Here is a 26,023-nt window from a genome sequence, read left to right as displayed (position 1 = left end):
CTATCGCGGCATTGCCGCGATCGCCTGCGGGCTCCAGCCGCCGCCCATCGCCTGATAGAGCTGGACACGCGCCGCCAGCGCGTCGCTGCGGATCTGGACCAGGCTCAGTTCCGCGCCAAGCAAGCCACGTTGCGCGTCGAGTTGCTCCAGATAGGGCGAATAACCCTCGCGATAGCGATTGGTCGCCAACCTCAACCCTTCGGCCAACGCGTCGCGCTGGCTGGTCGCGAAGCCGCGCTGCTCATCGAGGCGCTTCACCGCGGCCAGCGCGTCTTCCACTTCGCGGAAACCCACGAGCACCGCCTGGCGATAGGCGAAGGCCGCCTGATCGCGCTGCGCTCCCGCAGCCTCCGCCTGCCCCGTCAGCCGGCCGCCCTCGAACAAGGGCGCCAATATGCTGCCGCCGATCGACCAGATGCCGATGGGATCGGCCAGCAATGTCGACAGCGCCGCGCCGGCGGAACCCGTCAGCCGCAGTTGCGGCAGGAAGCGCTTGCGCGCGGCGGCGAGCGAGGCGTCGGCCGCGGCGAGCTGATATTCGGCACGTGCGATATCGGGCCGACGGCGCAACAGATCGGAGGGCAGTCCGTCCGGCAGGGCGGGTTCGGCCAAGCGGTCGAGCCGGCCCCGCGCGATCGTCGCCGGCGCCTCCCCGGTCAGCACGCTCAGTCCGTTCTCCTGCCGGGCGATGGCGAGTTCGATCTGCGGAACGATCTGCGCGGTCGCGTCATATTCGGCCTGCGCCTGCTGTAGCTCCAGCTTCGGCGAATAGCCGGTCCGCACGCGCGATGTTGCGACCTTGAGCGAATCGGCGCGCGCCGCCAGCGTCTGGCGTGCGACGGCAAGCCGGGCATCGAGCCCGAGCAGCGTGACATAGCCGCCTGCCACCGCGCTCGCGACCGCCAGCCTGACGCTATCGCGCGCGGCCTGGCTGGCGAGCCATGCGTCGCGCGCCGCCGAACGCTGATCGGCCAGCCGACCGAACAGATCGACCTCATAGGCCGCCTGGATTTGCGGCTGCGCCGCGCTTTGCTCCACTGCCTTGCCGAAGGGATTGACGCTGCGCGAACGGCTGCCGCCGATGCCGGCATCGAGCGTCGGCAGCAATTGCGAGCGCGCCAGCATCTCGTTCGCCCGCGCCTCCCGCACCCGACCGGCGGCGACTCCGATATCGGCATTGTTGGCAAGCGCCCGTTCGACCAGCGCGGTCAGCGCGGGATCGCCGAACCCGATCCACCAGTCGCGGTCCAGCGGCGCCGTCGGCCCGGCATCGGTGCGCCACGCGGCCAGCGACTGCACGGGCTCGACTTTCGCCATCTCCACCGCCGGCCCGGCGCAGCCGGCCAGCAGGAGCGGCAGGATCAGGGCGCGCATGCGCGTCACCGGGCGGAACCGCGCGTATCGATCCGTGCTTCGACCGACATGCCCGGCCGCAGTCGCCGCGCCGCCGGCTGGCCTGGATCGATGCGGATGCGCACCGCGATGCGCTGCGCCACCTTCACGAAATTGCCCGTGGCATTGTCCGCCTTGATCACCGCGAATTCGGATCCCGCCGCCGGCGCCAGATTCTCCACGCGTCCGGTCAAGGTCTCTCCGCCCAGCGCGTCGACGCGGAAGCTGGCCTGTTGCCCGACCGCGATCCGGCGAGTCTGGGCTTCCTTGAGATTGGCGATCACCCACAGATCATGCGGCACCAGGAACATAAGCTGCGTGCCGGCGGTGACGAAGGCGCCGTTGCGGACGCCGATCTCGGAGAGCTGCCCGTCGGTGGGCGCGCGGATCACGGTGTTGTCGAGGTCGATCTGGGCAAGATGCAATTGCGCCTTCGCCGCCTCCACCCCGGCCTCGAGCCCGCCGCGCCCGACGATCACGGTGCGCACGTCCTGCGTGCCGATGGCGCGGCCCGCCTCGGCCTGACGCACGCCCGCCTGCGCCGCGAGCAGAGCAGCGCGCGTCTGATCGCGCTCGCGCGCGGAGATCGATCCGTCGGCGATCAGCGCGTCGGCGCGGCGCATATCGGCCTGGGCGCGGACAAGCTGCGCGCGCGCATTGGCGATGGCGGCATCCTGGCTCTGCGTCGCCACTTCGCGCGAGCGTTGCGCCTGCGCGGAATTGGCGAGCGCGGCTTGTTGCGCGCTGACATTGGCCAGCGCCTGCGCGACGCGCGCGCGATAGATGCGGTCGTCGATCGTCGCCAGCACCTGCCCCGCCTTCACCTCGGCGAAATCCTGCACCGCCACATTGGTGACATAGCCGCTCACCTGCGGGCTGATGATCGTCACCCGGCCGCGCACATAGGCATTGTCGGTCTTTTCGGCATAGCCCGCGAAGGGCGGCAACTGCCACGCATAGAGGATCGCCAGCACCGCCAGCACCGCGATGCCGACGATCGCGATTACCACCAGCCTGCCCTTCGCCGGCGGACGCCAGCCGCCGGGCGGCGGATCAATCTGCGGATCGCTTTCGGGTGCGGGATCGGCGTCGCTTTCGGCCATTTACTGCTCCTTGGCGCCCTGCGCCTGCATCATCTTCTGCTGCAACTCGATCACCGGCGAGATTTCGCCGCGCCGGCGGATCGACCAGCGGATCGCGAACCCCCAAAGCGCCGTCAGCACCGCGAGCACGCCCACCAGCATGAACACATCGTTGAACGCCAGGATATGCGCCTCGCGCGTCACCTGCTGCGCCAGCAGCACCGCCCCCTCGGCGCCGCGCAGCGCGGGATCGCCGACCACGCCGGAGACAACGCCCGATCCGGCGCGAATCCTGGCCGCGACCAGCGGATCGGTCATCACGATCGACTGGACGAGCTCGTGCGAATGCACCTTCTCGCGGATCGCCTGGAAAGTGCCGAGCAGTGCATTGCCGGCGAGCCCGCCGATGCTCTGGCTCAGGCTGAACAGCACGACGAAGCTGATGAAATTCTTGGGGCCGGCCAGCAATGTCCGCGCGATGCCGATCACCATCGCCTGCGCCATGAACAGCAGCGCCGCGAAACCGATGATCGCCTGGCTCAGATACAGGCTGCTCGGCCGCGTCAGATTGGTCGCATCGGCATCCATGAACGCGCCCACCGCGATCAGCACGACGGCGATGGTGATCGGACGCGCGACATTGTCCGGGCGGAAGGTGACGATCGCGGTCACCAACCCCGCGATCGAAGCGGCGAGCACGATCAGGTTCAGCCTCACCATCTGATCGTTGAGCATGCCGAGCACGGTGAGCAGCCCGACGGACCCGAAGGCCTGTTCGGACAACAGGATCCGCACCGACGCCGCGATCAGCATCAGCCGCAGCATCTCGCGCGTGCCCAGCCAGCGCGTGTTGATCAGCGGATTGGGCCGGTGATGCTCGACCAGCAACGCCGCGGCGATCATGACGACGCTGCCCGCGAGCGCCCAGCCAAGCCATTCGCGATCGGTCCACCACTGGATGCGCCCTTCGGACAGCACCGCGATCAGCAGCCACAGGCCGGGTGCAAGCAGGCCGACGGTGAGGAAATCGAGCGGTTCGAACACCCTCTCGCGCTCGCTCGGCGGCAGCGGCAGTGCCATCACCGCCGCCAGTGTCGCGAGCGCCAGGCCCAGTTCGAACCAGTAGAGCATGTGCCAGTCGCCCCAATCGAGCAGGCCTGGCGACAGCACGCGCGCCAGCGGCGTGGCGAGTTGGGGAACGCTGATGCCGATCATCACCCCCGCCAATCGCTTGGCCGCCGGCATCGACTGCATCAGATAGAGGATGGTCAGCGTCGAAAGGCCGCTCGCAGCGATGCCGCTGACCGCACGCACCGCCACCGACGTCCAGAATCCATGGACGAACAGGTGCAGCAGCGTCGCCAGCGCATAGGTGGCGAGCGTGTAGCGGATGAAGGGCTGCAACCCGAATTGCTGGCGATATTTCACCAGCAGCAGGTTCGCGGTGACGTTGGTCATGAAATAGGCGGCGGTCAGCCAGGCGCTTTCGTCGCTGTTGAGGCCGAGCGTCCCTTGCGCGAAATTGAGATTGACCGTGACCAGCGCGTTGCCGAGGCCGCCGGTGATGCCGATCAGGCAGCCGATCGCGAAATAGAGTCGCCGCCGCCGTTCCGGATGATCGGGATTTGCGGGCGACCCCGGCAGTGTCGGCCGTTCATGGGGCTTGAAGACATAGGGTGCCGTGCTGGTCATGACGCGTCCGGGCAATTCGCGGACGACTATGGGATCAGGGCCGCCAATTGCAACCGTCGCTTCATGCATGGCGCCCGTGCGAGCGTCCGAAAGAATCGTGCGAAAGTACGAGGGGCGCGGCTTTTCGTCGCGTAGAATGATCGCAACGTCGAGGAGACTGGAATTGAAACTATTGCTTTCCGTGGCCGCCGCCGCGCTGCTGTTCCCCGTGGCGGCCATGGCCCACCCGTCGCTGGTCGGCGCCAATCCGGCTGCCAATGCCAGCGTGCCGCGTACCGCCACGATCACGCTCAGCTTCAGCGAGACGCTGATGCCCAAATTGTCGGGCGCCAGGCTGATCATGACCGGCATGCCCGGCATGAAGAACCATCCCGACATGCCGATGAAGGCCGCCGCTTCCGTCGGCCCCGACGGCAAGACGATCGTCGTCAAGGCCGCCTCGCCGCTTCCCGCAGGCAGCTACCGGGTCGATTGGCATGTCGTCTCGTCGGACACGCATCGCATCACCGGATCGCACGCCTTTTCGGTGCGCTGACGCGATGATCGACGCGGCCGCGGCGATCACCCGTTTCGCCGTTCATCTCGATCTGCTGCTGCTCTTCGGCCTCGCCGTCTATCCGCTCCATGGCGATGGCGCGGCGCGGCGGCCGGGCTGGCTGATCGCGCTGGCGGTCGCGGGACTGGCGGCAAGCCTGTTCGCCTTCGCCAGCATGGCAGCAGGCATGACCGGCGCGACGCTGGCGACGCTCGATCGCGAAACCGTGACGATGATCGCGCTCGAAACCGATCCGGGGCGCGCCTTTCTGGTGCGCATCGGCGCGCTTGCGCTTGTCGTGCCGTTCACGTGGCGCCCCGGCATCGCCGGCATATTCGCCGGAACCGCGCTCGCCAGTCTTGCCTGGTCGGGCCATGCCGCGATGCATGAAGGGCTGGCGGGCATGGCCCATCGCACCGCCGACATCGTCCATCTGCTCGCGGCCGGCGCATGGATGGGCGCGTTGGCCCTGTTGCTGGCGATGATCGCCAGCCGGACGACGGCAACCGCCCGGTTGCACGATGCGCTGTCGCGCTTCGGCACGGCGGGGTCGATCCTCGTCGGATCGATCCTGCTGACCGGCCTCGCCAATCTCTGGTTCATCGTTGGTACGGACGCGCTCGCCCGGCTGCCCGACACCCTTTACGGGCGACTGCTCGCCCTCAAGCTCCTCGCCTTTCTCGCGATGCTCGCGCTCGCCGCGAACAATCGCTGGCGGTTGACCCCACTTCTGCGTGGCGACGCGGTCGATGCCGCACCCGCCCGGCGCGCGCTGCGAACAAGCATCGGATGCGAAACGGCCTGCGCCGTCGCCATCGTCGCGCTCGTCGCCATTCTGGGCAATCTCTCGCCACTCGACTGACATAACCCGTGGGAACATGCCTGCCGCGCCACTCGCATGGCGCGATGCCATACGTTCGCGATCCGAATTGTCACGACTTTCAATTTTTGATAGAGAATTGATAAGATACATAAAATAAATCGAATCAATTAGGGGCTACGCCCCACCCGAAATGCGAGTTTCATGCACATCGCCACTCAACCCAGACCGCATCCGCTCAATCGCGATTTCCAATGGCAGGACGTACCCGCAGAGCGAACGCTCGGCGCGCTGACGCGCGAGCAGGTCGCCGCCTTCGATCGTGACGGATTCCTGCGGATCGAGGATGTGTTCACGCCAGAAGAAATTGACGCGGTGGTGCGGGCGATCGACCCGATCGAGGCGGCCTACGAGACCTATGTCTCCGAGGAACAAGGCGGCAGTTTCCGGCTCACCTCCGCCGGCACCATCACCTTCACCGCGCATATCGTGAAGCAATCGCGGATATTGCGCGATTTCGCCGCGCACCCCGCGATCCGCGCCATATTGCACGATCTGATCGGCGGCGGCGTCCGGCTCTATTGGGATCAATCGGTCTACAAGAAGACGGGCAGGAAGCAGGAATTCCCCTGGCATCAGGACAATGGCTATACCTTCATCCAGCCCCAGCAATATCTGACCTTGTGGATCCCGCTGGCCGATGTCGACGAGGAGAATGGTTGCCCCTGGATCGTGCCAGCCCTGCATCGCGGCGGCACGATCGAACATTGGGTGACGCCGATCGGGCTGAAATGCCTGGAGGATGCGGAGGGCGTAGCCGTTCCCGGCAAGGCGGGTGACATCATCCTGTTCTCGTCACTGGCGCCGCATCGCACCGGCCCAAATCTGCGCGACGGCACCGTCCGCAAGGCCTATATCCTGCAATATGCGCCCGATGGCGCCTATACGATCGTCAATGGCGAGGAGATCGTCCAGGACGATCCGGAGCGGCAGTTCATGGTCGTACCTGCGGATTGATTCCGCCGGAGATCAAAGTCACCCGTCCTCGCAGGGTCACGGATCCTCAGCCCTTCCGCGCCGCCAGTTCGCGCACGATATCGTCGTGCATCCGGCCGCGCAGCGGGTAGAAGATCATCGCCGCGCCGGCCAGCAGCAGCCCGATGGCGGGAAGCGCGGTCATCAGCAGCTTCATGGCGGCCAGCGTCTCCGCGCTTTGCACCACATTCGCGTGGTAGCCGATCAGTTCCAGCAGCCAGCCATAGAGCCCCGCACCCAGGCCCAGCGCGACCTTGAGGAAGAATGCGCCCAGGCCGAAGACGAAGCTTTCGGTCCGCATGCCCGTACGCCACTCGCCATATTCGACGGTATCGGGCAGCAGCGACCAGAAACCCAGCGCCAGCCCCAGGCTCGTCACATGCATCCAGACGAAGAAGGCGATGGCGAGACCCACCGACCGGATATCGACGAGCGCGAAGACGCCGAGCCCCGCCAACCCCCAGACGATCGCCGCCAGCCAGGCGGCGCGCTTGCCGATCCATTTGGTGACATAGACCCAGGCCGGCACGATCAGCAGGCCGCTCGCCGCCGTCACGCTCAGCGCCTGGCGGCCCGCCGCCTCGTCACCCAGATAATATTTGAAATAATAAAGCACCGATTTGCCGAGCGCGGTCGAGCAGACCACGCCCGTGCAGATCGCGATCACGACCACCCAGAGCGCGCGATTGTCGCGCAGGGCCGGCCAATAATCCGCCAGCCGTTCCGGCCCCTTGTCCAGCCCCGTCTCCTCGGGCTCGCGCGTCGCGAGGAAGACGAGCGGCAGCACGATCGTCGCGATCAGCGCGAATATGCCCGACGCCCAGAAGAAGCCCCGCGCGACATCGCCGCCGCCGAGCGCCGATGCGAGCGGCTGGGTCAGGGTGGCGACGGTCAGGCCGGCCAATGTCGCGAAGATGATGCGTCCGCCCGCGATGGTGCCGCGCTCCAGCGAGTCCGGGGTAATCCGCGCCGACATGGCGGTATAGGGGATCGACGCGACGGTATAGGCGATGCGGAAGATGATGTGCGCGGCGAGCATCCACAGCGCGAGCCCGGCCCCGTCGAGCGGTGGCCGGTAATAAAGCAGCATGAAGGCGATGCCGGTGAACGGCGCGCCGAACAGGATATAGGGGCGATAGCGCCCCCAGCGCGTCCGCGTGCGATCGGCGATCGCCCCCATGAACGGATCGATCACCGCATCGAAGATCGAGGCGATCATGTAGATGAGCCCGGCGACGCCCGCGCTCAGCCCCACCGCATCGGTGTAGAAGAACAGCAGGAACAGCGAGACGCTCTGCCAATAGAGGTTGAACGCATAATCGCCGACGGTGAAGCCGAGGATCCGTCCGAAGCCGAGCTTCCGCGCGGGCGCGCTCATGCGGCGACCGCCAGATTGGCGCGCGCGGCGGCGAAGCAATGCTCGGCGATGTCGATCAGATAGTGCGCCTCCGTCCAGCGGTCGCTTTCCTCGCGCATCTCACCATCCGGCCCAGGCACCATCTTGGGATAGAAGGCGCGGGCGGGCAGCAGTTCGGGATGGACGGCCAGATAATCGCCCGGCCCCGCCGATCGTAAAAAGCCCTCACAGGCCGCCGTCCACATCCGCCGATAATAGTCGGTATGCCTTGCCTCGGCCGGGTCGCTTGCGGTCACCTGGCCGAAAGCGTTGGACGAGATGCGCAGATGCAGGAAGCGCGTGCGCTCGAAGACCGGCGCGAGCGCCGCGAACTTCATCTCCATATCGCCATAGGTGAATTCATGGCCGATATACCAATGCGCGAAATCGCCGTTGAAGCGCAGTTCGGGGAGGCGCTCGATCAGGTCGAGCGTGCGCCGGATATCCTGCGTCATCGTCGCGCGATGCGTTTCGAGATAGACCGGATGCCGCTCGCTCTCCGCGATCTCCAGCATCGCCTCCGCAAGCCGGGTCATCTCGTCGTCGCTCTCCAGCCCGGTGCCGAGATGGACGGTGGTGCAGTCGCATCCCGCATCGCGGAACATGCGCACGCGCTCGCGCATCTGCGCGACATCGTCGAAGATCCGCATCATGCCCGTCGGAATCAGGCCGGCGGCGACCGCCTTGTGCGGTTCGATCGTCTGCAACGCCTCATAGCCCGCCGCCTTGAGCGCGGCGTTGATCGTCTCGGTCGATCCCCTGGGACCGACCGACCAGTCGGGCAAGGCGGCGGGCGTGACGAAACTGATCCCGTGCAGCAGGCGCGGCGCGCGCGACGACCCGTCATTGGTATTGGGCACCGGCGCCATGAATCCTCCCACATATTTTCGTTGCGGGAATAGTTTATTCAAAATGCGCCATAGTCAACAGATTCGATATATTTTGACCAGTTTACCACCCGCCAGCCGCACGGATCCGGTCGATCGCGCGCATCGAATGGACAAAATCATCCTCGGGCAGGGGAAACGGCCGGCCATCGAGCAAGGTGTCGCAGATCGCGTTCAGTTGCGCGGTCCAACTGGTCGGCCCCGGCACCTCCTCGATCATGGTCTCACCATCGATCCGCGTTTCGAGCCGATTGCCCCGGTGCGGAACCACGATCCTGTCGGCAAGCACGGTCCCGCAATCGCCCTCGACGGACAATTCCATCACCACGGGCTTTGTGAACGCGCTTGAAACCTCCGCGATCACGCCGCCATCGAAGCGCAACCTTGCCGAAAAATCAGCGTCGACACCTTCGATCAGATCGGCTGTCACGGACTCGATCTCGAACGCCTCGCCCAGCAGCCTGCGGCAAAAGGCGAGCGGATAGACGCCCAGATCCATCAGCGCGCCGCCGCCCTGGGTCGCGTCCCAGCGGAACTCGCCGGGCGTGCGCGGCAATGCGACGTCGAATCGCGCGACGACGCGCCGGATCGCGCCGAGCGCACCGCTGGACACGATCGCCTCGACCTTGCGGAACAGCGGATGATGCGGCGCATGCATCGCTTCGAACACGCGCACGCCCCGATCTCGCGCCAGGGCGAGGACATGCTCCGCCTCGCGCGCGTCGAGCCCGAACGGCTTTTCGACCAGCACATGCTTGCCCTGCGCGATCGCCCGCGCCGCCCATTCCGCGTGATGCGCTGGCGGCGTCGCGACATAGACCAGATCGATCCCGGGATGGGAGATCAGCGCCGCATAATCGGCCGCGACGATCGCGACATCATGTTCGCGCGCGAAATCCGCGGCCCTGCCGCGGTCGCGCGCGGCAACTGCCGCCAGCACCGCGCGCGGCTCCGCCGCCACCGGATCGACGATGCCCGCCCTGGCGACGCGCGCAGCGCCCAACAGGCCGATGCGCAGTCGTTCCATCGCGCGGCGCCTATGCCGCCGTGGACTGCGTAGCCGCCGATCCGGCCCGGCGGCGGCGCGGCTTGTTCTCCAGCGCCGCCAGCGATGCGCGGATCGAGACGCGCATCGGTTCACCGGTCTCGAAGAAGCGATCGAGCAGCACGTTGAGGTGATCGACATCACCGGCGACGATTGCGTCGACGATCACGCGATGCTCGGCATGGCTGTCGCGCTCGCGATCGGTCGCCATGTCGGCGCAGAGATTGACGTAGCGCTCGGCGCGATCGCCCAGGTCGCCGACGATTCCCATCAGCAACGGCGATCCGCAGCCGGACAGAATCTCGTTGTGCAGATTCTTGTACGCATATTGCCACAGCTCGCGATCTTCGGGCTCGGCATCGGTCATCACCTTGCGGATCTTCATCGAGCGATGCAGCGCCAGCACGACGCGCTCCTCCCAATCCTCGTCGCCGCGCTCCACCGCCATGGTCAGCGCCAGATGATAGGTGCGCTGATAGATGTCGATCAGATCGGCATAGTCGGTCGAGGATATGCCTGCGACGCGATACCCCTTCTGGTGCTCGTGCACGACCAGCCCGCTCGCCGAAACCAGCAGGATCGCCTCGCGCACCGGGCTGTGGCCGACATTGTAGAATTTGGTGAGCTGCTCGACCTTCAGCCGTTCGAGCGGCTCGAACACGCCACGAACGATGTCGCGCCGCAACCAGTGCGCCGCCGCCTGGGTGGGATTGGTGCGGACATCGATTCCGGCCTGAAGGCGAGGATCCTTGAAGGTTGCGACGGAAACCAGACGCGCCACGGCAGCCCTTTCGGTTGACGGATGATGTGTCACCTTAAGCACCGCCGGGGCAGGATGAACAGTCTCTTGCGAAATCGCTGTCAATTTCCTCGATTCGATCGAATCCCTAAAAATTGAGGGAGAAGCCGACACCGATCACGCGGCGCGCCTCATAGAGCGGATATTGCTGCGTGTTGCCCGCGCTGCCGAGCACGGTTCCGCCGATCGTCGTCGCGAAATTCTTGTCGGTCAGATTCCGTCCGAAGAACTGGACCTGCCAGAAATCGTCGCTGCTCGCGATCGCGATCGACGCGTTGACCAATGCGTAGCGCGGCTGGATCAGCGCATCGAACACCGGGAAGCCCTGCGCGGTGGCCGAACGATAGTTCATATTGGCGTCGAGCTGCAGCTTGACCGGCCCGCCGCCCAGCGCATCGACATAGCTGGCCTGGAGATTGGCGGAGAATTTGGGCGCGTGCGGCAGCACCGTGCCCGAAATATCCTGCTGCCCGCCAACACAGCCCTGCGCCGCGGTCTGCCCCGGATAGCATTGGGCGTTGGGGAAGCTCTTGAAGGTGGCGTCCATATAGGACGCGCTGGCGCTGAGCGTGAAATCCACGTCGCCGCGCGGCCGCCATGTGATGTCGCCTTCGACGCCGTTCGATTCGAGCTTGGCCGCGTTGATCAGATAATAGATCGAGGTTGGCCCCGGCGCGCGCGCCGAGATCTGATAATCGTCGACGGTCAGGTGGAAGGCGGTGAGGTTGACCGTCAATCCCGCATCGGGCCAGCTCGTCCGGACGCCGATTTCCCAATTGGTCGGCTTTTCCGGATCGACATTGCGCAATTCGGGAAAGCCGATGCCGGTGTCGTAGCCGCCGGCCTTGAAGCCGCGCGTGACCGTCGCGAAGACATTGGCGTCCGGGCTCAGATCATATTGCGCGCCAAGCCGCCAGACAAAGCCGGTATCGGTCTTCCTGGCCTGGGCGAACTGGGTGGCGCTGCTGCGCGTGTCGAGCCGCAGCTTGTTGGCAGTCGCCGTTTCGCTGAGCCAGCGCGCGCCCGCGATCAGCCGGAAATTCTTCGCCACGTTGATATTGGCCTGGCCGAACACCGCGTAATTGTCGGTCGTCGCATTGTTGGTGACGACGCGGCCGGCATAGGCGGCGGCGCTCGACTTGTTGTCCTGGTAAGACACCGACGTCACGGAACTGTGGAAATAGAAGACGCCCGCGACATAGTCGATCAGCCCGCCCTTGGGTGAGGTCAACCGCAATTCCTGCGAGAATTGCCGCTGGTCGAAATCGGCATAGTTGGTGTCGTAGATATTGGTCGGCGAGCTGTCTGTATCGAGGCCGTCGATCGTATGCCACGAGCGGAAAGCCGTGATCGAACTGATCGCATAGCCGCTGTCCGTCTCGTATTCATTGTCGAGCGAGACGCCCCAGCTATCGATGTCGGAGCGGACCAGGCCATTGACGTTCTGCTTCTCGTTGGTCGGCGAGGGCACGATGCCCGCCGCGATCTGGCTGGCCTCGATGGCATTGGGCGGCACGGTCACTGAACGCAGCGTCCAGATGCAGCAGTCGGAGCGACGGCGCCACCAGTCGCCGATCAATGTCGACGTGAAATTGCTGCCCGGCGTCGCCTCGATCTTGCCGCGGAAGCCATAATCGTTGCGGTTGTTGAGCCTGCGCCCGTCGAACACATTCTCGACATTGCCGTCGCGCTTGTTCAGGCGCGCCGAGAACAGGACACGGACATCGTCGCTGATCGGGCCGGTGACGAGCCCGGAGAATTTGCGCTCGTTGAGCGGCCAGGCCCAGCTTCCCGAAACCCTGCCCTCCCAATGATCGGAGGGACGGCGGGTGACGACGTTGATCACGCCCGCCGACGCGTTCTTGCCGAACAGGGTGCCTTGCGGGCCGCGCAGCACCTCGATCCGTTCGATATCGGGAAGATCGGCTAGCGAAGCGCCCGACTGGCCGAGCACGACGCCATCCATCACATAGGCGACGCTGCCCTCGACCGACTCCGACGAGAAGGAGGTCGTGCCGATGCCACGAATATAGAAGCCGAAGCTGCGCGGGCCGGCGGCGTTGAGCACCTGCACGCCGGGCACGATATATTGGAGATCGGTCGCCTCGTTGAGATTGAGCGCCGAAAGCGTTTCGCCGCCAACCACCGCGATCGAGATCGGCACGTCCTGCAGCCGCTCCGCGCGCTTCTGCGCGGTGACGACGATGTCCCCCGGATCGGCCTCGCTTTCGGCCGCCTGAGCGGGCGCGGCCTGTCCGTTGGCGGCGAATGCCGGAGACGCGACCAGTGCAAGACCCGAAACCGTTCCACACAACAGTCCGCGACGGAAGCGCACCCATTCGGACGACAGAATCCCGGAGCCGATCATCCCATTCTCCCCTATATTTGATTCGTATCTTGTTATTATGATGATTTTCGACCGAATCCTGCCTTATGTCAATTGGTCGATCGCAAACGACTCAATCATCGGCATGGGCCATGGCGAGCCGGCGCTCCGCCAGTTCGCGCGAGATGCGCTCATGCTCGCCGCGCCGAAGCGGATGAAGCCACATCGCGACCGCCGCCATGATCAGCCCGATCGTCGGGAAGACGGTGATGATCAGCTTGATCCCCTCCAGCGTTTCAGGGGTCTGGGGCTGGTTGGGGACATAACCGGCCAGATCGAGCATCACGCCGAGCAGGCCGGCGGCCATCCCGAGCGCGACCTTCTGGAAGAAGATGCCGAAACCGAAGATGAAGGATTCGGCGCGCACGCCCGAACGCCATTCGCCATATTCGACGGTATCGGGCAGCATCGACCAATAGGTCATGTTGAGCCCCAATATCGCGACGTGCAGGAAGAGGAACATCAGCGACGCGCCCACCACGTCGCGGATATCGGTGAGCGCGAAGACGGCCAGCCCGACCAGCGCCCAGCCGGTGGCGGTGAACCAGGCGCCGCGCTTGCCCGTCAGCTTGGTGACATAGACCCAGCTCGGGATGATCAGCAGCCCGGCGGCCGATTTGACCGAGAGCGCATAGCGCGCGCTCCCCTCGTCCCCGACGAAATATTTGAAATAATAGAGCACGGACTTGCCGATCACCGTGCTGCACAGGGCCGCCGAGGTGATCGCCACCATCACCAGCCAGAAGGCGCGGTTGACGCGGATCGAGCGCCAATAATCGCGCATGCCGGGCATCGGCTGATCGTCCGACGCCAGCACCGGCTCGCGCGTCGCCAGGAAGACGAGCGGCAGGATCGAGGTGGAGACGAGCGCGATCGTGCAGGCGGCATAGAAGAAGCCCCGCGCCTGATCGCCGCCGCCGAACAGCGCGACCATGGGCTGGGTCAGGAACGAGATGGTGAGCCCCGCCAGCGTCGCGAAGAACATGCGGAAGCCGGCCAGGCCGTTGCGCTCGTCCGAACTGGTGGTGATCCGCGCGGTCAGCGAAGAATAGGGGATGGAGACCGCGGTATAGGCGACACGGAACACCAGATGCGTGGCGAGCACCACCGCGATCAGGCCCAGCCCGTCGAGCGCGGGCTTCCAGTAGAGCGCCGCGAAGGAAAAACCGAGCGGGATCGCGCCGATCAGGATCCAGGGCCGGTAACGCCCCCAGCGCGTGCGCGTGCGATCCGCGACCGCGCCCATCACCGGATCGATCGCGCCGTCGAAGATCGAGGCGATCATGTAGATCAAGCCCGCCGTGGTCGCAGGCAGGCCGACGACATCGGTGTAATAATACATGAGGAAGAGCGAGATGCTCTGCCAATAGAGATTGCAGGCATAATCGCCGATCGCGAACCCGGCCTTGCGCTTCATGCTCAGGCGCTGCGCGCCCTGCTCGCTATCGGACACTCTCCACCCTCCACCACCGGCGCCTACCCCGCGCCTATTTTCGATATAAATTTGCCTTGACGGCACATTTTCGATCCATTTTTATGGTGATCGATCAATTTGAGCAAGGTTCAACATATGAGCGTCGGCCGCAACCCGCATCTTCCGAGCATCCATATCGACGGGCCAAGGCTCGTCGACGCGACCGGCCGACAGGTCATGCTGCGCGGCGTCAATCTCGGCGGCGACTGCAAGGTGCCCTGGCCTGACGGCGGCACGCAGTTTCCGGGCGACTTCGCCGACCACCGCGCGGTTTCGTTCGTCGGACGCCCCTTTGCCGTGGCGGAAGCCGACGCGCATCTTGGCCGGCTCGCGCATTGGGGGTTCAATTGCCTGAGGCTGCTGACCACCTGGGAAGCGGTCGAACATGCCGGCCCCGGCCTGCATGACCAGGAGTATCTCGACTATTTCGCCGAGATCTGCCGTCGCGCGGCGCATCACGGCCTCTACCTCTTCGTCGATTTCCACCAGGACGTCTGGAGCCGGATGACCGGCGGCGACGGCGCGCCGGGCTGGACCTTCGAGGCGGCCGGGCTCGACTTCACGAAATTCCACGCCGCCGGCGCCGCGCATGTGATGCAGCATGTCTATGACTATGCCAGCACGGTGAAGCGCCAGGATGACTATCCGCAGATGAGCTGGGGCACCAATTACCGCCTGCCCGCAAATGCGATCATGTGGACATTGTTCTGGGGCGGCCGGCTGCTGACGCCCGCACATCGCGTGGGCGAGGAGAACATCCAGGACTATCTGCAGCGCCATTATCTGGGATCGATGGACGCGGTCGCGGCGCGCCTGCGCGACATGCCGCATGTCCTGGGTTTCGACACGCTCAACGAACCGGGCACGGGCTGGATCGGCGAACGGCTGAGCTATCGCCACCTCGCCCCCAGCGAGGACAACACTACCCGCGCTCGCCCCGGCAAGGCGATGTCCGCGCTCGACGGCCTTGCGGCGGCGCGCGGCCTCTCCGTCGAAGTGCCGCTGCTCCGCCGCAATGCGCTGACCAGCATCGCCGAGCCCGCCGGCACGGCGATCGTCAATCCGCACGGCATCCCGATCTGGCGCGACGGCGTCGCCTGCCCGTTCGAGGCGGCCGGCGCCTATCGGATCGAGAATGGCGTCGCGATCGCGGGCGACGAGGAGTTCTTCCGCACGCGCGACGGCCGCCGCATCACCATTTCGGAGGATGGTTTCGGCCCGCTCTTCCACCAGGTGGCGCATACCGTGCGTGCGCACAATCCCGACTGGCTGGTCTTCGCCGAACTCGATGCCATGGGCGCGGCGGCTGGCAGGCCCTTCCCCGTCGACATGCCCGAACGGACCGTCAATGCCAGCCACTGGTACGACGCATCGACGCTTTATCTGAAGAGCTTCGATCCCGAGAATTCGTTCGATTTCGTCACCGGCGCGCGCGCGTGCGGCGAGGAACAGGTGCTGGCGCGCTTCATCGACCAGATGGCGCACAAGGCCGCCCCCGCCGAGCTTTTCTCATCCGGGGGGTCCCCCTCGCTGGTCGGCGAGTTCGGCATCCCCTTCGATCTGGACGAAGGCGCTGCCTATGAGGCGTGGGCGAACGGCGTGCGCGATCCCGCGATCTGGGACAAGCATGTGCTGCTGCTCGGGCTGATGTACGACGCGCTCGATGCACTGCTGCTCCACGCCACCCAATGGAACTACACCGCGTCCAACCGCAACGACCTGCGCATCGGCGACACCTGGAACCAGGAGGATCTGTCGATCTTCTCGCTGGACCAGCAGGAGGATCCCGCCGATCCCGATTCAGGCGGCCGCGCGATCGCGGGTTTCTGCCGCCCCTTCGCCCATGCCGTCCAGGGCCGGATCGTCCGTATGCATTTCGACCGGGCGTCGCGCCGTTTCACGCTCCAGTTCGACGCCGATCCGGCGATCGCGGCGCCGACGCGAATTTATGTGCCGCGCAGCCGCTACGCCGAAGGCTTCTCGACGCGCGTCGCGGGCGACGATAGTGCGGATATCGTCGCGTCGGGCCAGTTCGTGCGGATCGATGCGGCGCGGCCGGGCCGGATCGAGATCGTCATCGAACCGCGCCCCGCCGGCTGACACATGCACACGGAACCGATCGTCATGCCGTTCGACAGCTTCGCCACCCTGCCCGATCTCGTCCGGCTTCATGCTCGCGACACCGGCGCACATGTCGCGCTGATCCATGGCGAGGTGCGGCTCGACTATCGCGCGCTCGATGCGCGGATCGACCGGATGGCCGCCGGATTGCAGCGCGACGGCATCGCCAGGGGCGACGTCGTCGCGATCGTCGCGGCGACCTCGATCGATCATGTCGCGATGTTCCTCGCGATCCTGCGCGCCGGCGGTACCGTCGCGCCGATCGCGGCCTCGTCGAGCCCGGACGCGCTCGCCGCCGTGATCGCGGACAGCGGCGCGAAACTGGTGTTCGTCGATAAAGCGACCGGCGACCGCTTCGCCGACGCCTTGTCCGGCGCGACGGTGATCGCGCTCGGCGAGGATGCGCCGATCGGCACGCCGCTCTCCGCCTGGCTCCCCGAGGAAGACGCCGAGCCGACCCCGGTGCCGCTGGCGCCGGACGATATTTTCAACATCATCTATTCCTCGGGCACGACCGGCAGCCCCAAGGGCATCGTGCAGGATCATGGCATGCGCTGGCAGCATGTGCTGCGCGGGCGGATGGCCGGTTATACCGCCGAAGCGATCGCGATCATCTCGACGCCGCTCTGCTCGAACACCACGCTGGTCAGCGTGGTGCCCACGCTCGCCAATGGCGGAACGCTGGTGCTGATGGAGAAGTTCGACGCGCGGCGCTTCCTGGAGCTTGCCGAGCGCCACCGTGTCACCCATGCCATGCTGGTGCCCGTCCAGTATCGGCGGCTGATGAACGATCCGGAATTCGACCGTTTCGACCTGTCCGCATTCCGCATGAAGACGTGCACCAGCGCGCCCTTCGCCGCCGATCTGAAGGCGGAGATCCTGCGGCGCTGGCCGGGCGGGCTGATCGAGATTTACGGCATGACCGAAGGCGGCGGGACCGCGACGCTGGCGGCACATCTCCATCCCCACAAACTCGACACGGTCGGCGTGCCGGTGGAAGGGCATGTCATGCGCGTGATCGACGAGGATGGCCAGCCGTTGCCGCCGGGCAGCGTCGGCGAGATCGTCGGCCATTCGCCATTGATGATGCGGCATTACCACAACCGCCCGGCACAGACGCGCGACGCCGAATGGTTCGACGAACAGGGCCGCCGCTATATCCGTACCGGCGATATCGGCCGTTTCGATGAAGACGGCTTCCTGACCCTGCTCGATCGCCGCAAGGACGTGGTGATCTCGGGCGGCTTCAACGTCTATCCGTCCGATATCGAGGTCGCGATGCGCGAGCATCCCGCGGTCGAGGATGTCGCGGTGGTCGGCATGCCTTCGAGCGAATGGGGCGAGACGCCGGTCGCCTTCATCGTCCGCCGCGCGCGCGACGAAACTCCTGCGGCGGAGATCCGCAACTGGCTGAACCAGCGCGTCGGCAAGACCCAGCGGATCAGCGACATCATCGAGATCGACGCGCTGCCGCGCAGCGAGATCGGCAAGGTGCTGAAACGCGAATTGCGCGACATGGCGCTCGACAGCGACGGACACCGCCGCCGCGATTGAAATCGGGAAGCCGACGCCTCTTCTCCTTCTCCTTGTCATTCCCGCACACGCGGGAATCCAGCTTTTCCGTGAAGTGTCAGGAAAAAGAAGAAGAAGCTGGATTCCCGCGTGCGCGGGAATGACAGGAGGACAGGGGCGTCAACAGGACGCGATTGAAACCCGGCGACAAGCAAACGAACATCGACGATCGGGCCCTATTTCTCAGCCGGCAATTCGACGATCCTGCCGCCGCCGAGCCGATAGGCGCGACGGAAGGTCGGCGCCTCCACCCTGCCCGACGGCAAGTGAAGCACCGAGGCCCTGCCGATCCCCGTCACCTCGACCCGCGCAGCCGTCAGCGGCCCCTTCGCCCTGATCCCGCGCAGCCCCGCGCCATCGACGAGCCAGGCGCCGCCATCGGGCTTGATCGAAAACAACCGCGCCGTGCCGTCGGGCTCGACCGCGACCGCCGCGTCCTCGTCGACGCCAAGCCCCAGCATCGCGCGGTCGCCCGCCCGCGCGCCGCGTTGCGCCTTGGCGAGGAATGCCATCAGCCGGCCCAGCCGGTCGCGTTCCTTGAAATGCGTATCGGTCACGATGCCGCGCAGCAGCGCGATATGCAGGAAATCGCGTTCGATGGTGTTCGCCGGGCCGAACGGATCGGCCAGGGCCTCGGCGCTCGTCAGGCTGCCGCCATCCATCGCACCGTAAAGCCGCTCGCCGAGCATCGCGAGCCCTGCGCTTGTCCCGGCGATCGGCTTGCCTGCCGCCACATGCGCGTCGAGCGCGGCGGCGACCGGCGTGCCCTTCCAGTAGCGGACATAATTGGCCTGATCGCCGCCGGCGATGAAAATGCCGTCGGCACGTGCAAGCCGCGCGAGCATGTGCGGATCGCTGGACGCGGCACGACCGGAAAAGACGAAGGTTTCCGCCGAAGCGATACCGCCGATCTCTCGATAGAATTCCTCGCCCGCCTCCCCGCCATAGGACGCGCGCAGGATCACGATATGCCCCCGCCCCGCCTTGGCAAAGAACCAGCGCATCGCGGCGGGATCGCGATCGCCGCCGCCCATCAGCAACAATCCGCCCGAAACCGGCCCCGGTGTCGCCGCATCGATATCGCCGGCCACATAGCGGGTGAGGCCGTCAACGGGTGCCGCGGCGGGCGTGGCCGCCGCCAGGACAAATGCGAGCACGAGACTTCCGGCGAATTTAAGCAGGTTCATCCATGCCTCTCCCGATGCGACGCCGCTGCCCTGTTGCAGATCGGCATCGCCGACCGGCAAACCGGGCATGCCGACCACTATTTCTGTCGCATGAGCGGGGCAATGTTGCTACGGAAATCGTGTCAGAAAATTTGCAGATGTGATTTTCTGATCAGCTTTTGACAAAGATTCCGATCGTCGCCGGGAAACGATGGTCGGTTGAAATCGGTCGATCGAAGCAAAGGGGGGGTGTCGATGATGATCGCGCGCAACGCATTTCGGATTTCACTGGCGCTGGGATGCGGCGTCTTCGCGCTGACCACGCCCGCGCTCGCGCAGGACGCCCAGGGCGATGCGACGCCGTCGGAGGAAATCATCGTCACCGGATCGCGCATTCCGCGCGTGTCGGAGGAAGGGCCCGCACCGATCACGGTGATCAATTCCGACATGATCCGATCGAACGGCTATACCAGCGTTCCGGACATTCTGCGCGCGGTGACCCAGAATGGCGGCGAGACGCAGAGCCAGCAATCGTTCAGCGGCGCCAGCTTCACGCCGGGCGCGCAACAGGTCGATCTGCGCGGGCTTGGCCCCAATCATACGCTGGTGCTGGTCAATGGCCGGCGCATCGCGGATTTCCCGCTGCCCTTCCAGGGCCGCAGCAACTTCACCGACATCTCCAACCTGCCGGTCGGCCTGATCGAACGCGTCGAAGTGCTGAGCGGCAGCGCGTCGGCCATCTACGGTTCCGATGCCATCGCCGGCGTGATCAACTTCAAGATGAAGGAACGGGTGGACGGCACCACCATCGACTATCGCGCCGGCTTCACCGAGCATGGCGGCGGCATGTCCCACCGCGCGACGCTGACCAGCGGCTGGTCCACCGATCGCTTCAACATCGTGGGCGGCATCGAATATCTGCATCAGCGGCCGCTCTGGGCCTATACGCGCAAGATCCAGGACAGCACCGAGGACAATCCGGTGACCCCGCTCGCCCGGCGCGTCTTCCTGCGCTACAATCCGGATGAGGATATTTACGTCGATCCGGGTGCCGCCACCTGCGCCAGCCTAGCCTATCTCAATCGCGGCAGCACGATCTACACCTCACGCGCGCGCTATGGCGAATATGATCCGGTGATCGACGATTATGGTCCCGGCTATTTCTGCGGAAGCCGGAGCTCGATCGGTTACGGAACCGTGATATCGCAGCGCAAGGGCTTCAACAGCTTCGCATCCGCCGGATACGAGCTGTCCGATAACGCAAAACTGTTCGTCGATGCGCAGTTCGGCATCAGCAATGTCGCGCTGATGCCCGATGTGCTGAGCTGGGCGTTCCAGGACGCATCGGGCAGCAGCGACACCACCTTCTACAACAGCTATGATGGCGTGCTCGACGACTGGTCCCGCCAGTTCACGCCGGAAGAAGCCGGCGGTTTCCGCAAGACGATGATCCGCAACAAGCAGAAGACGTTCAGCATCACGCCGGGCGTCAGGGGCAATTTCGCGGACAACTGGAATTACGAGGCCTCGTTCAACCACAGCGAGTACAGGTCGGTCGTCAAATTCCCCGAGGTCATAGCCGCCAAGGCCAATGCGCTGTTCCTTGGCCCACAACTCGGCGTCGATCCCGACAGCGGCTATCCGATCTTCAACGCCAATCCGAGCCGGCTCTACAAGCCGCTGACCGAAGCGGAATATGACAGCATCGCGGTCAACAGCATCTATCGCCCGCGCAGCTGGACCGACAATTTCTCGGCGACGATCAACACGACCGAACTGTTCCGGCTTCCCGCCGGCCCGATCGGCTTCGCCGCGATCGGCGAATATGGCAAGCAGGGCTACGACCTCAATCCCGACCCGCTGGCGCTGACCGACTATTATTACGGATTGAAGGACAGTGACGGCGTCGGCCGGCGGACCCATTGGGCGCTGGGCGGCGAGCTGCGCGTGCCGGTCACCAGTTTCCTCCAGATTTCCGGCGCGGCGCGCTACGATCATTTCAGCTTCGCCGGCAGCAACATCGGCAAGTTCACCTATAATGGCGGACTGGAACTGCGGCCGACGTCGACGCTGCTGATCCGTGCCGCCTATGGCACGGGTTTCCGCGCGCCCGACCTCCATTATGTCTTCACCGGGCCGGGCAATACCCACCCTTCGGCCGACGACTATTATCTCTGCCGCAGGGATCAGCCCGACGAGGATATCGCCGATTGCGATTATTCGGGGGTGGGCATCGTCGCGCAGCGCAACGGCAATCGCCTGCTGAAACCGGAAACGAGCAAATCGCTGAACGCCGGAATCGTCTGGGCGCCGTCACGCTATTTCGACGTCTCAGTCGATTATTTCCGCGTCGCGCTGTCCAACCAGGTCCAGGATCTGAGCATCGACAGGCTGCTCAGGACCGAAGCGGACTGCCGTCTCCGGCAGACCGAAGGCGGCGCTCCGGTCGATATCAACACGCCGACCTGCCAGGACGCCCTTACGCGCGTGAAGCGCTTCACCAGCGGCGTGCTGGAAGGCGAGCTCGACTCGGTCTCGATCAACCCGATCAACGTCTCGCACGAAAAGACCAGCGGCATCGACGTGGCGATCCATGGCCGGCTGCCGACCAGCTTCGGCGAATTCGCGCTGTCGGTCGCGCACACCCATGTGTTCGATCACGATTTCCGCCAATATGACGGCGATCCGGTCATCAACAAGCTGGCCGCGGACAGCAGCTATTATATCCCGCGCGACAAGACGACCGCGAGCATCACCTATTCGGTCGAAGGGCTGAAATGGACGGTATCGGGCAACCGGCTCGGCAAGCTGCCCAATTATGGCGAGGACGGCTATATCAAGGCGAGCTATCTGTTCAATTCGACGCTGCAGTACGATTTCACCGATCATCTGCGCGGATCGCTGACCGTCACCAACCTGCTCGACGAAAAGCCGGTCAAGGATCCGACCTACACCGCTTATCCCTATTACGACATCAGTTGGTTCGACAGCGTCGGCCGCAGCTTCTTCCTGCAACTGACCTACAAGCTCGGCGGAGAGAAGCTCTGATCCGTCGCCCTCTGCCGGCCGGCCTGATCGCGCTGGCCGTCGCGCTGCTCGCGATCGCCCCCGCCTCGGCGGAGGACCTGCTGATCGAGAATGCCTCGGTCGTCGACGGCACGGGCACGAAGCCCGTGACCGCCGACGTCCGCATCCGCGGCGACCGGATCGTCGCGATCGGCGCGCTCGATGCCGAGGCAGGCGAGACGGTGGTCGATGCGCGCGGCCTGACGCTCGCCCCGGGCTTCATCGATACCCACAGCCATCATGCGAGCGGCCTTGCGGAGAATCCCGACGCATCGGTCGTGGTGAGCCAGGGCATCACGACGATCGTCGCCGGGCAGGACGGTGGATCGGTGGTGCCGCTATCCGGCTTCTTCAAGGCGCTGGGGGACAAGCCCGCCGCGATCAATGTCGCGTCCTATTCGGGGCATAACAGCCTGCGCGGCGCGGTGCTGGGTCAGGATTTCAAGCGCAAGGCTACACCGGCCGAAGTCGGGAAGATGCGCGCGCTGCTCGCCGACGACATGGCGGCGGGCGCGATCGGCCTGTCGACAGGCCTCGAATATGATCCCGGCATCTATTCGGACAAGGGCGAGGTGCTCTCGCTCGCCCGCGAGGCCGCGAAACATCATGGGCGCTATATCAGCCATCTGCGCAGCGAGGATCGCGACGTCTGGGCGGCGCTCGACGAACTGGTCGATATCGGCCGGAAAACGGGCATGCCGGTGCAGGTGTCGCATGCGAAGCTGGCGATGACCGACTGGTGGGGCCAAGCCGATCGTTTCCTGTCGGTGCTCGACAAGGCCCGTGCCGAAGGGATCGACGCGACGCTCGACGTCTATCCCTATCCCTATTGGCACAGCACGCTGACGGTGCTGTGGCCGGAGCGCAATTTCGGCGACCGGCCGACGGCGGAGTTCATCCTGAAACATCTCGTGCCCGCCAAAGGCCTGCTGATCGCCGGTTTCCCACCCGAGCCGGGGCTGGCGGGCAAGACCGTGGCGGTGATCGCCGCGCAACGCGGAACCGACGAGGTCTCGACGCTGATGGCGCTGGTCGACGAGATCGAACGCGCGAAGAGCGGCGCCAATGTGATCGCGACCAGCATGGACGAGCGCGATATCGCGAAATTCGTCGCCTGGCCGCATGCGAACATCTCGTCGGACGGCGCCATCGGCGGCCGTCATCCGCGCGGCGCCGGCGCTTTCACGCGCGCATTGCGCATCTATGTGCGCGAAACCGGATTGCTGACGATCGAACAGGCGATCCACAAGATGACCGCCTTGTCCGCCGCGCATATGGGGTTGAAGGATCGCGGCGTCATCCGCGCCGGCGCGTTCGCCGATCTGGTGCTGTTCGACCCAGCGACCGTCACCGATCGCGCCACCACCGACGATCCGACGGCCCTGTCGCAAGGCATCGCGCGGGTCTGGGTGAACGGTGCGCTCGTCTTCAACGGCGGCAAGAGCACGGGCGCGCATCCGGGCCGTGTGCTGCGGCGCGAAGGAACCATCGCACGATGACGTCGATCCCCGGCCCCTATCTGCTCTTCCTCGGCGACGCGCCCGATCGCCTCATCGCCAAGACCGCGTGCGGAATCCTGCAATGGCGCCCCGAGCTCTGCCTGGGCCAGTTCCGGCTGAGCGGCGATGCCGTCGATATCGGCCTGCCGGACATGACTCCCGCTGAGGCGCGTGCCGCTGGCGCGGGCAGCATCGTCATCGGGATCGCGCCGCTTGGCGGCGGACTGCAACCCGAATGGATAGCGCCGCTGCTCGCGGCGCTCGAAGCGGGGCTCGACATCGCCAGCGGGCTGCACGCCCGGTTGCGCGACCATCCCGCATTGGCGCCAGCCGCCGCCGCCGCCGGGCAGTCGCTCCATGATGTCCGGCGCGGGGAAGGCCCCTTCCCCGTCGCCTCGGGACGCAAGCGGACGGGCAAGCGATTGCTGACCGTGGGCACCGACTGCGCGATCGGCAAGAAATACACCGCGCTCGCCATCCATCGCGCGCTGCGTGAGCGCGGCATCGACGCGACATTCCGCGCCACCGGACAGACCGGAATCCTGATCGCCGGCGGCGGGATCGCGATCGATTCCACCATTTCCGATTTCGCCGCCGGCGCGGCCGAAACGCTTTCGCCCGACAATGGCCCAGATCACTGGGACGTGATCGAGGGGCAGGGATCCTTGTTTCATCCCGGCTATGCGGCGGTCAGCCTGGCGTTGCTCCACGGGTCGCAGCCCGATGCGATCATGGTCTGCCACGATCCGGCGCGTACCCATATCGACGGCTATCCCGATTATCCGCTGCCCTCGCTCCAGCGCTGTATCGAGGACAATGTCCGCGCGGCGCAGCTCACCAATCCGTCCGCGCGCGTGGTCGGCATCTCGCTCGACACCAGCCGGATGAGCCAGACCGAACGCCATGAAACCATCGCGCGGGTGGCGGCGGAGACCGGCCTGCCCGTCATCGATCCGATCGCGACCGGCGCGGGTGCGATCGTCGACGCGCTTACCGGATCCGGTGCCTGATCACCCCTCGCCGCGCTGCTTGCGCGGCGTCTGGCCGACATGGCCGGTGAACTCCTGATAGAGTTCGGAAATGCGCGACAATCTGGGTTCGGCGCTCGCGCCCAGCTTGAGCACCACCGCGTTCGAGAGCAATGTCAGCGCCGCCACCATCGGCACCAGCGTATCCCAGAACATCGCGCTTTCGGTCGGCAATGCCAGCACGTGCGGCGTATATTGGTGCGCCCAATGGCAATATTTGTCGGTGATGAAGACCAGCGCGATCCCGGCCTTTTGCGCATGGCGCGCCAGCATCTGCGCCTGGCGCGAATAGCGGCGCGTCTCGACGATGACGAGCGCCCTGCCCGGGCAATCGTCGGCCAGCACATCGGCGAAATGCCCCGCCGCCAGATCGACCGTGCGCACATTGGGCCGGGCATATTGCAGCATATAGGCGAATTGCGCCGCCATGCCGCGCTCGGGCTGGAAACCCGACACGTAAAGCTCGGGCGCCTCGGCCAGGATCGTCGCGATCACGTCCCATTCGGGCGTGCGCGCGAGATTATAGACCTCCAGCATGCCGGCGACGTTGAGATCGAAATCGCGCTGCAATTCCGACTTGCCGGCATCGTTCGCGACGAGCTGATCGAACTGTTCGCCGCGCGGCCATGGCGTCGCCGCGATATCGAATTTCAGTTCGGCCTTCAGCTCGCGGAAATTGCGATAGCCCATGCGCCGGCAGAAGCGGCCGACGGTGACCGGGCTGACGTCGAGCTTCTTCGCGAGCGACGACGCGGTCTCGAACGGAACGCTTTGCCGGTCGTTGACGACGAAATTCGCGATCAGCCGCTCGGCCTCGGTGAAGGACGCCATCTCCTCACGCAGCCGCTCGATCAGGCCAGTGCCCCTGCCCACAGTCATCGGCGCGGCATCGCATGGATCGGCGGCGATTGCCACAAGACTGGATGGATCATCGTCATCGAAGCGTTCCCAGACAGTCAAGCGTCCCGGACGGGACGATCGACTTGTGGCTGGTCTATTCTTTCCATAGGCTAAGATCGAGTTAGAAA

19 protein-coding genes are annotated in these 26,023 nt (G+C 65.4%); 8 read left to right on the top strand and 11 right to left on the bottom strand.

Annotation, left to right across the window (positions count from 1 at the left end):
• From K7G82_RS09205 to K7G82_RS09195, 3 genes are read right to left on the bottom strand one after another with little or no spacing between them, the layout of a single operon-like run.
• Complete coding sequence (locus K7G82_RS09205) at positions 1–1,374, bottom strand: efflux transporter outer membrane subunit (protein WP_222989546.1); 1,374 nt, start codon at positions 1,372–1,374, stop codon at positions 1–3.
• Positions 1,375–1,379: 5 nt separating this feature from the next.
• Positions 1,380–2,495, bottom strand: coding sequence for an HlyD family secretion protein (locus K7G82_RS09200; protein ID WP_222989545.1), 1,116 nt, complete (start codon positions 2,493–2,495; stop codon positions 1,380–1,382).
• Entirely contained in the window at positions 2,496–4,166 is a 1,671-nt protein-coding gene (locus K7G82_RS09195) for an MFS transporter (protein WP_222989544.1), read from the bottom strand. It abuts the gene before it with no gap.
• A gap of 136 nt (positions 4,167–4,302) precedes the next feature.
• Here K7G82_RS09195 and copC point away from each other — a divergent pair, with 136 nt between their 5' ends.
• The 3 genes from copC to K7G82_RS09180 all read left to right on the top strand — a co-directional run bounded on the left by copC (position 4,303) and on the right by K7G82_RS09180 (position 6,538).
• Positions 4,303–4,701 (top strand): copper homeostasis periplasmic binding protein CopC, encoded by a 399-nt coding sequence (copC, locus tag K7G82_RS09190; protein ID WP_222989543.1) that lies wholly within the window; start codon positions 4,303–4,305, stop codon positions 4,699–4,701.
• Between the two features lie 4 nt (positions 4,702–4,705).
• Complete coding sequence (gene copD, locus K7G82_RS09185; RefSeq protein ID WP_222989542.1) at positions 4,706–5,563, top strand: copper homeostasis membrane protein CopD; 858 nt, start codon at positions 4,706–4,708, stop codon at positions 5,561–5,563.
• 162 nt (positions 5,564–5,725) lie between these two features.
• Entirely contained in the window at positions 5,726–6,538 is an 813-nt protein-coding gene (locus K7G82_RS09180; protein ID WP_222989541.1) for a phytanoyl-CoA dioxygenase family protein, read from the top strand.
• A gap of 46 nt (positions 6,539–6,584) precedes the next feature.
• Here K7G82_RS09180 and K7G82_RS09175 read toward each other — a convergent pair whose 3' ends face one another.
• The 6 genes from K7G82_RS09175 to K7G82_RS09150 form a co-directional block, all read right to left on the bottom strand.
• Positions 6,585–7,934, bottom strand: coding sequence for an MFS transporter (locus K7G82_RS09175; protein WP_222989540.1), 1,350 nt, complete (start codon positions 7,932–7,934; stop codon positions 6,585–6,587).
• Positions 7,931–8,821 carry a hypothetical protein gene (locus K7G82_RS09170; RefSeq protein WP_222989539.1) on the bottom strand — a complete coding sequence of 297 codons (891 nt, stop codon included), beginning with the start codon at positions 8,819–8,821 and terminating at the stop codon, positions 7,931–7,933. Before K7G82_RS09170 ends, K7G82_RS09175 begins: the two co-directional genes overlap by 4 nt.
• Before the next feature lie 82 nt (positions 8,822–8,903).
• The gene (locus K7G82_RS09165) at positions 8,904–9,866 is read right to left on the bottom strand and encodes a Gfo/Idh/MocA family protein (RefSeq protein WP_222989538.1); all 963 of its coding nucleotides are present in this window, start codon (positions 9,864–9,866) and stop codon (positions 8,904–8,906) included.
• Positions 9,867–9,876: 10 nt separating this feature from the next.
• A complete protein-coding gene (locus tag K7G82_RS09160; RefSeq protein ID WP_222989537.1) occupies positions 9,877–10,665 on the bottom strand; it encodes a GntR family transcriptional regulator in 789 nt (262 codons plus the stop codon).
• A gap of 106 nt (positions 10,666–10,771) precedes the next feature.
• Positions 10,772–13,051, bottom strand: a complete 2,280-nt coding sequence (locus K7G82_RS09155; RefSeq protein WP_222989536.1) for a TonB-dependent receptor — start codon at positions 13,049–13,051, stop codon at positions 10,772–10,774.
• 91 nt (positions 13,052–13,142) lie between these two features.
• Positions 13,143–14,522, bottom strand: coding sequence for an MFS transporter (locus K7G82_RS09150; protein WP_222989535.1), 1,380 nt, complete (start codon positions 14,520–14,522; stop codon positions 13,143–13,145).
• Between the two features lie 117 nt (positions 14,523–14,639).
• Between K7G82_RS09150 and K7G82_RS09145 the strand changes: the two genes are divergently transcribed.
• Entirely contained in the window at positions 14,640–16,643 is a 2,004-nt protein-coding gene (locus K7G82_RS09145; RefSeq protein WP_222989534.1) for a glycoside hydrolase family 5 protein, read from the top strand.
• A 3-nt stretch (positions 16,644–16,646) separates the two neighbouring features.
• Positions 16,647–18,218, top strand: coding sequence for a class I adenylate-forming enzyme family protein (locus K7G82_RS09140; protein ID WP_222989533.1), 1,572 nt, complete (start codon positions 16,647–16,649; stop codon positions 18,216–18,218).
• A gap of 194 nt (positions 18,219–18,412) precedes the next feature.
• Here the strand turns inward: K7G82_RS09140 and K7G82_RS09135 are convergent, their stop codons facing one another.
• A complete protein-coding gene (locus K7G82_RS09135) occupies positions 18,413–19,492 on the bottom strand; it encodes a cyanophycinase (RefSeq protein WP_246623391.1) in 1,080 nt (359 codons plus the stop codon).
• A gap of 165 nt (positions 19,493–19,657) precedes the next feature.
• Here K7G82_RS09135 and K7G82_RS09130 point away from each other — a divergent pair, with 165 nt between their 5' ends.
• Genes K7G82_RS09130 through dgcN form a run of 3 tightly spaced genes read left to right on the top strand, consistent with a single transcriptional unit; the run spans position 19,658 to position 24,977 of the window.
• Positions 19,658–22,450: a TonB-dependent receptor plug domain-containing protein gene (locus tag K7G82_RS09130; RefSeq protein WP_222989532.1), complete on the top strand. Its 2,793-nt coding sequence runs from the start codon at positions 19,658–19,660 to the stop codon at positions 22,448–22,450.
• Positions 22,381–23,967, top strand: a complete 1,587-nt coding sequence (locus K7G82_RS09125) for an N-acyl-D-amino-acid deacylase family protein (protein WP_222989531.1) — start codon at positions 22,381–22,383, stop codon at positions 23,965–23,967. Before K7G82_RS09130 ends, K7G82_RS09125 begins: the two co-directional genes overlap by 70 nt.
• On the top strand, positions 23,964–24,977 hold the full coding sequence (gene dgcN, locus K7G82_RS09120; protein WP_222989530.1) for an N-acetyltransferase DgcN: 1,014 nt from the start codon (positions 23,964–23,966) through the stop codon (positions 24,975–24,977). The genes K7G82_RS09125 and dgcN overlap by 4 nt, the downstream gene beginning before the upstream one ends.
• Here dgcN and K7G82_RS09115 read toward each other — a convergent pair whose 3' ends face one another.
• On the bottom strand, positions 24,978–25,874 hold the full coding sequence (locus K7G82_RS09115; RefSeq protein ID WP_222989529.1) for a MurR/RpiR family transcriptional regulator: 897 nt from the start codon (positions 25,872–25,874) through the stop codon (positions 24,978–24,980).
• Positions 25,875–26,023: the final 149 nt, after the last annotated feature.

This window comes from Sphingomonas colocasiae (genome assembly GCF_019880585.1).
In the GTDB taxonomy this organism is placed as follows: Bacteria; Pseudomonadota; Alphaproteobacteria; order Sphingomonadales; family Sphingomonadaceae; genus Sphingobium_A; species Sphingobium_A colocasiae.
The sequence above is the reverse complement of the archived record's forward strand: the minus strand, read 5'-3'. Positions and strand labels throughout refer to the sequence as shown.

Bases quoted from the DNA above. Each gene is read 5' to 3' on its own strand.
- K7G82_RS09205 (WP_222989546.1), bottom strand. From the start codon at position 1,374: ATGCGCGCCCTGATCCTGCCGCTCCTGCTGGCCGGCTGCGCCGGGCCG.
- K7G82_RS09195 (WP_222989544.1), bottom strand. From the start codon at position 4,166: ATGACCAGCACGGCACCCTATGTCTTCAAGCCCCATGAACGGCCGACA.
- copC (WP_222989543.1), top strand. From the start codon at position 4,303: ATGATCGCAACGTCGAGGAGACTGGAATTGAAACTATTGCTTTCCGTG.
- K7G82_RS09135 (WP_246623391.1), bottom strand. From the start codon at position 19,492: ATGCCCGGTTTGCCGGTCGGCGATGCCGATCTGCAACAGGGCAGCGGC.
- K7G82_RS09200 (WP_222989545.1), bottom strand. From the start codon at position 2,495: ATGGCCGAAAGCGACGCCGATCCCGCACCCGAAAGCGATCCGCAGATT.
- K7G82_RS09140 (WP_222989533.1), top strand. From the start codon at position 16,647: ATGCACACGGAACCGATCGTCATGCCGTTCGACAGCTTCGCCACCCTG.
- K7G82_RS09130 (WP_222989532.1), top strand. From the start codon at position 19,658: ATGATGATCGCGCGCAACGCATTTCGGATTTCACTGGCGCTGGGATGC.
- K7G82_RS09145 (WP_222989534.1), top strand. From the start codon at position 14,640: ATGAGCGTCGGCCGCAACCCGCATCTTCCGAGCATCCATATCGACGGG.
- K7G82_RS09155 (WP_222989536.1), bottom strand. From the start codon at position 13,051: ATGATCGGCTCCGGGATTCTGTCGTCCGAATGGGTGCGCTTCCGTCGC.
- K7G82_RS09170 (WP_222989539.1), bottom strand. From the start codon at position 8,821: ATGGCGCCGGTGCCCAATACCAATGACGGGTCGTCGCGCGCGCCGCGC.
- K7G82_RS09180 (WP_222989541.1), top strand. From the start codon at position 5,726: ATGCACATCGCCACTCAACCCAGACCGCATCCGCTCAATCGCGATTTC.
- K7G82_RS09165 (WP_222989538.1), bottom strand. From the start codon at position 9,866: ATGGAACGACTGCGCATCGGCCTGTTGGGCGCTGCGCGCGTCGCCAGG.
- K7G82_RS09115 (WP_222989529.1), bottom strand. From the start codon at position 25,874: ATGACTGTGGGCAGGGGCACTGGCCTGATCGAGCGGCTGCGTGAGGAG.
- copD (WP_222989542.1), top strand. From the start codon at position 4,706: ATGATCGACGCGGCCGCGGCGATCACCCGTTTCGCCGTTCATCTCGAT.
- K7G82_RS09175 (WP_222989540.1), bottom strand. From the start codon at position 7,934: ATGAGCGCGCCCGCGCGGAAGCTCGGCTTCGGACGGATCCTCGGCTTC.
- dgcN (WP_222989530.1), top strand. From the start codon at position 23,964: ATGACGTCGATCCCCGGCCCCTATCTGCTCTTCCTCGGCGACGCGCCC.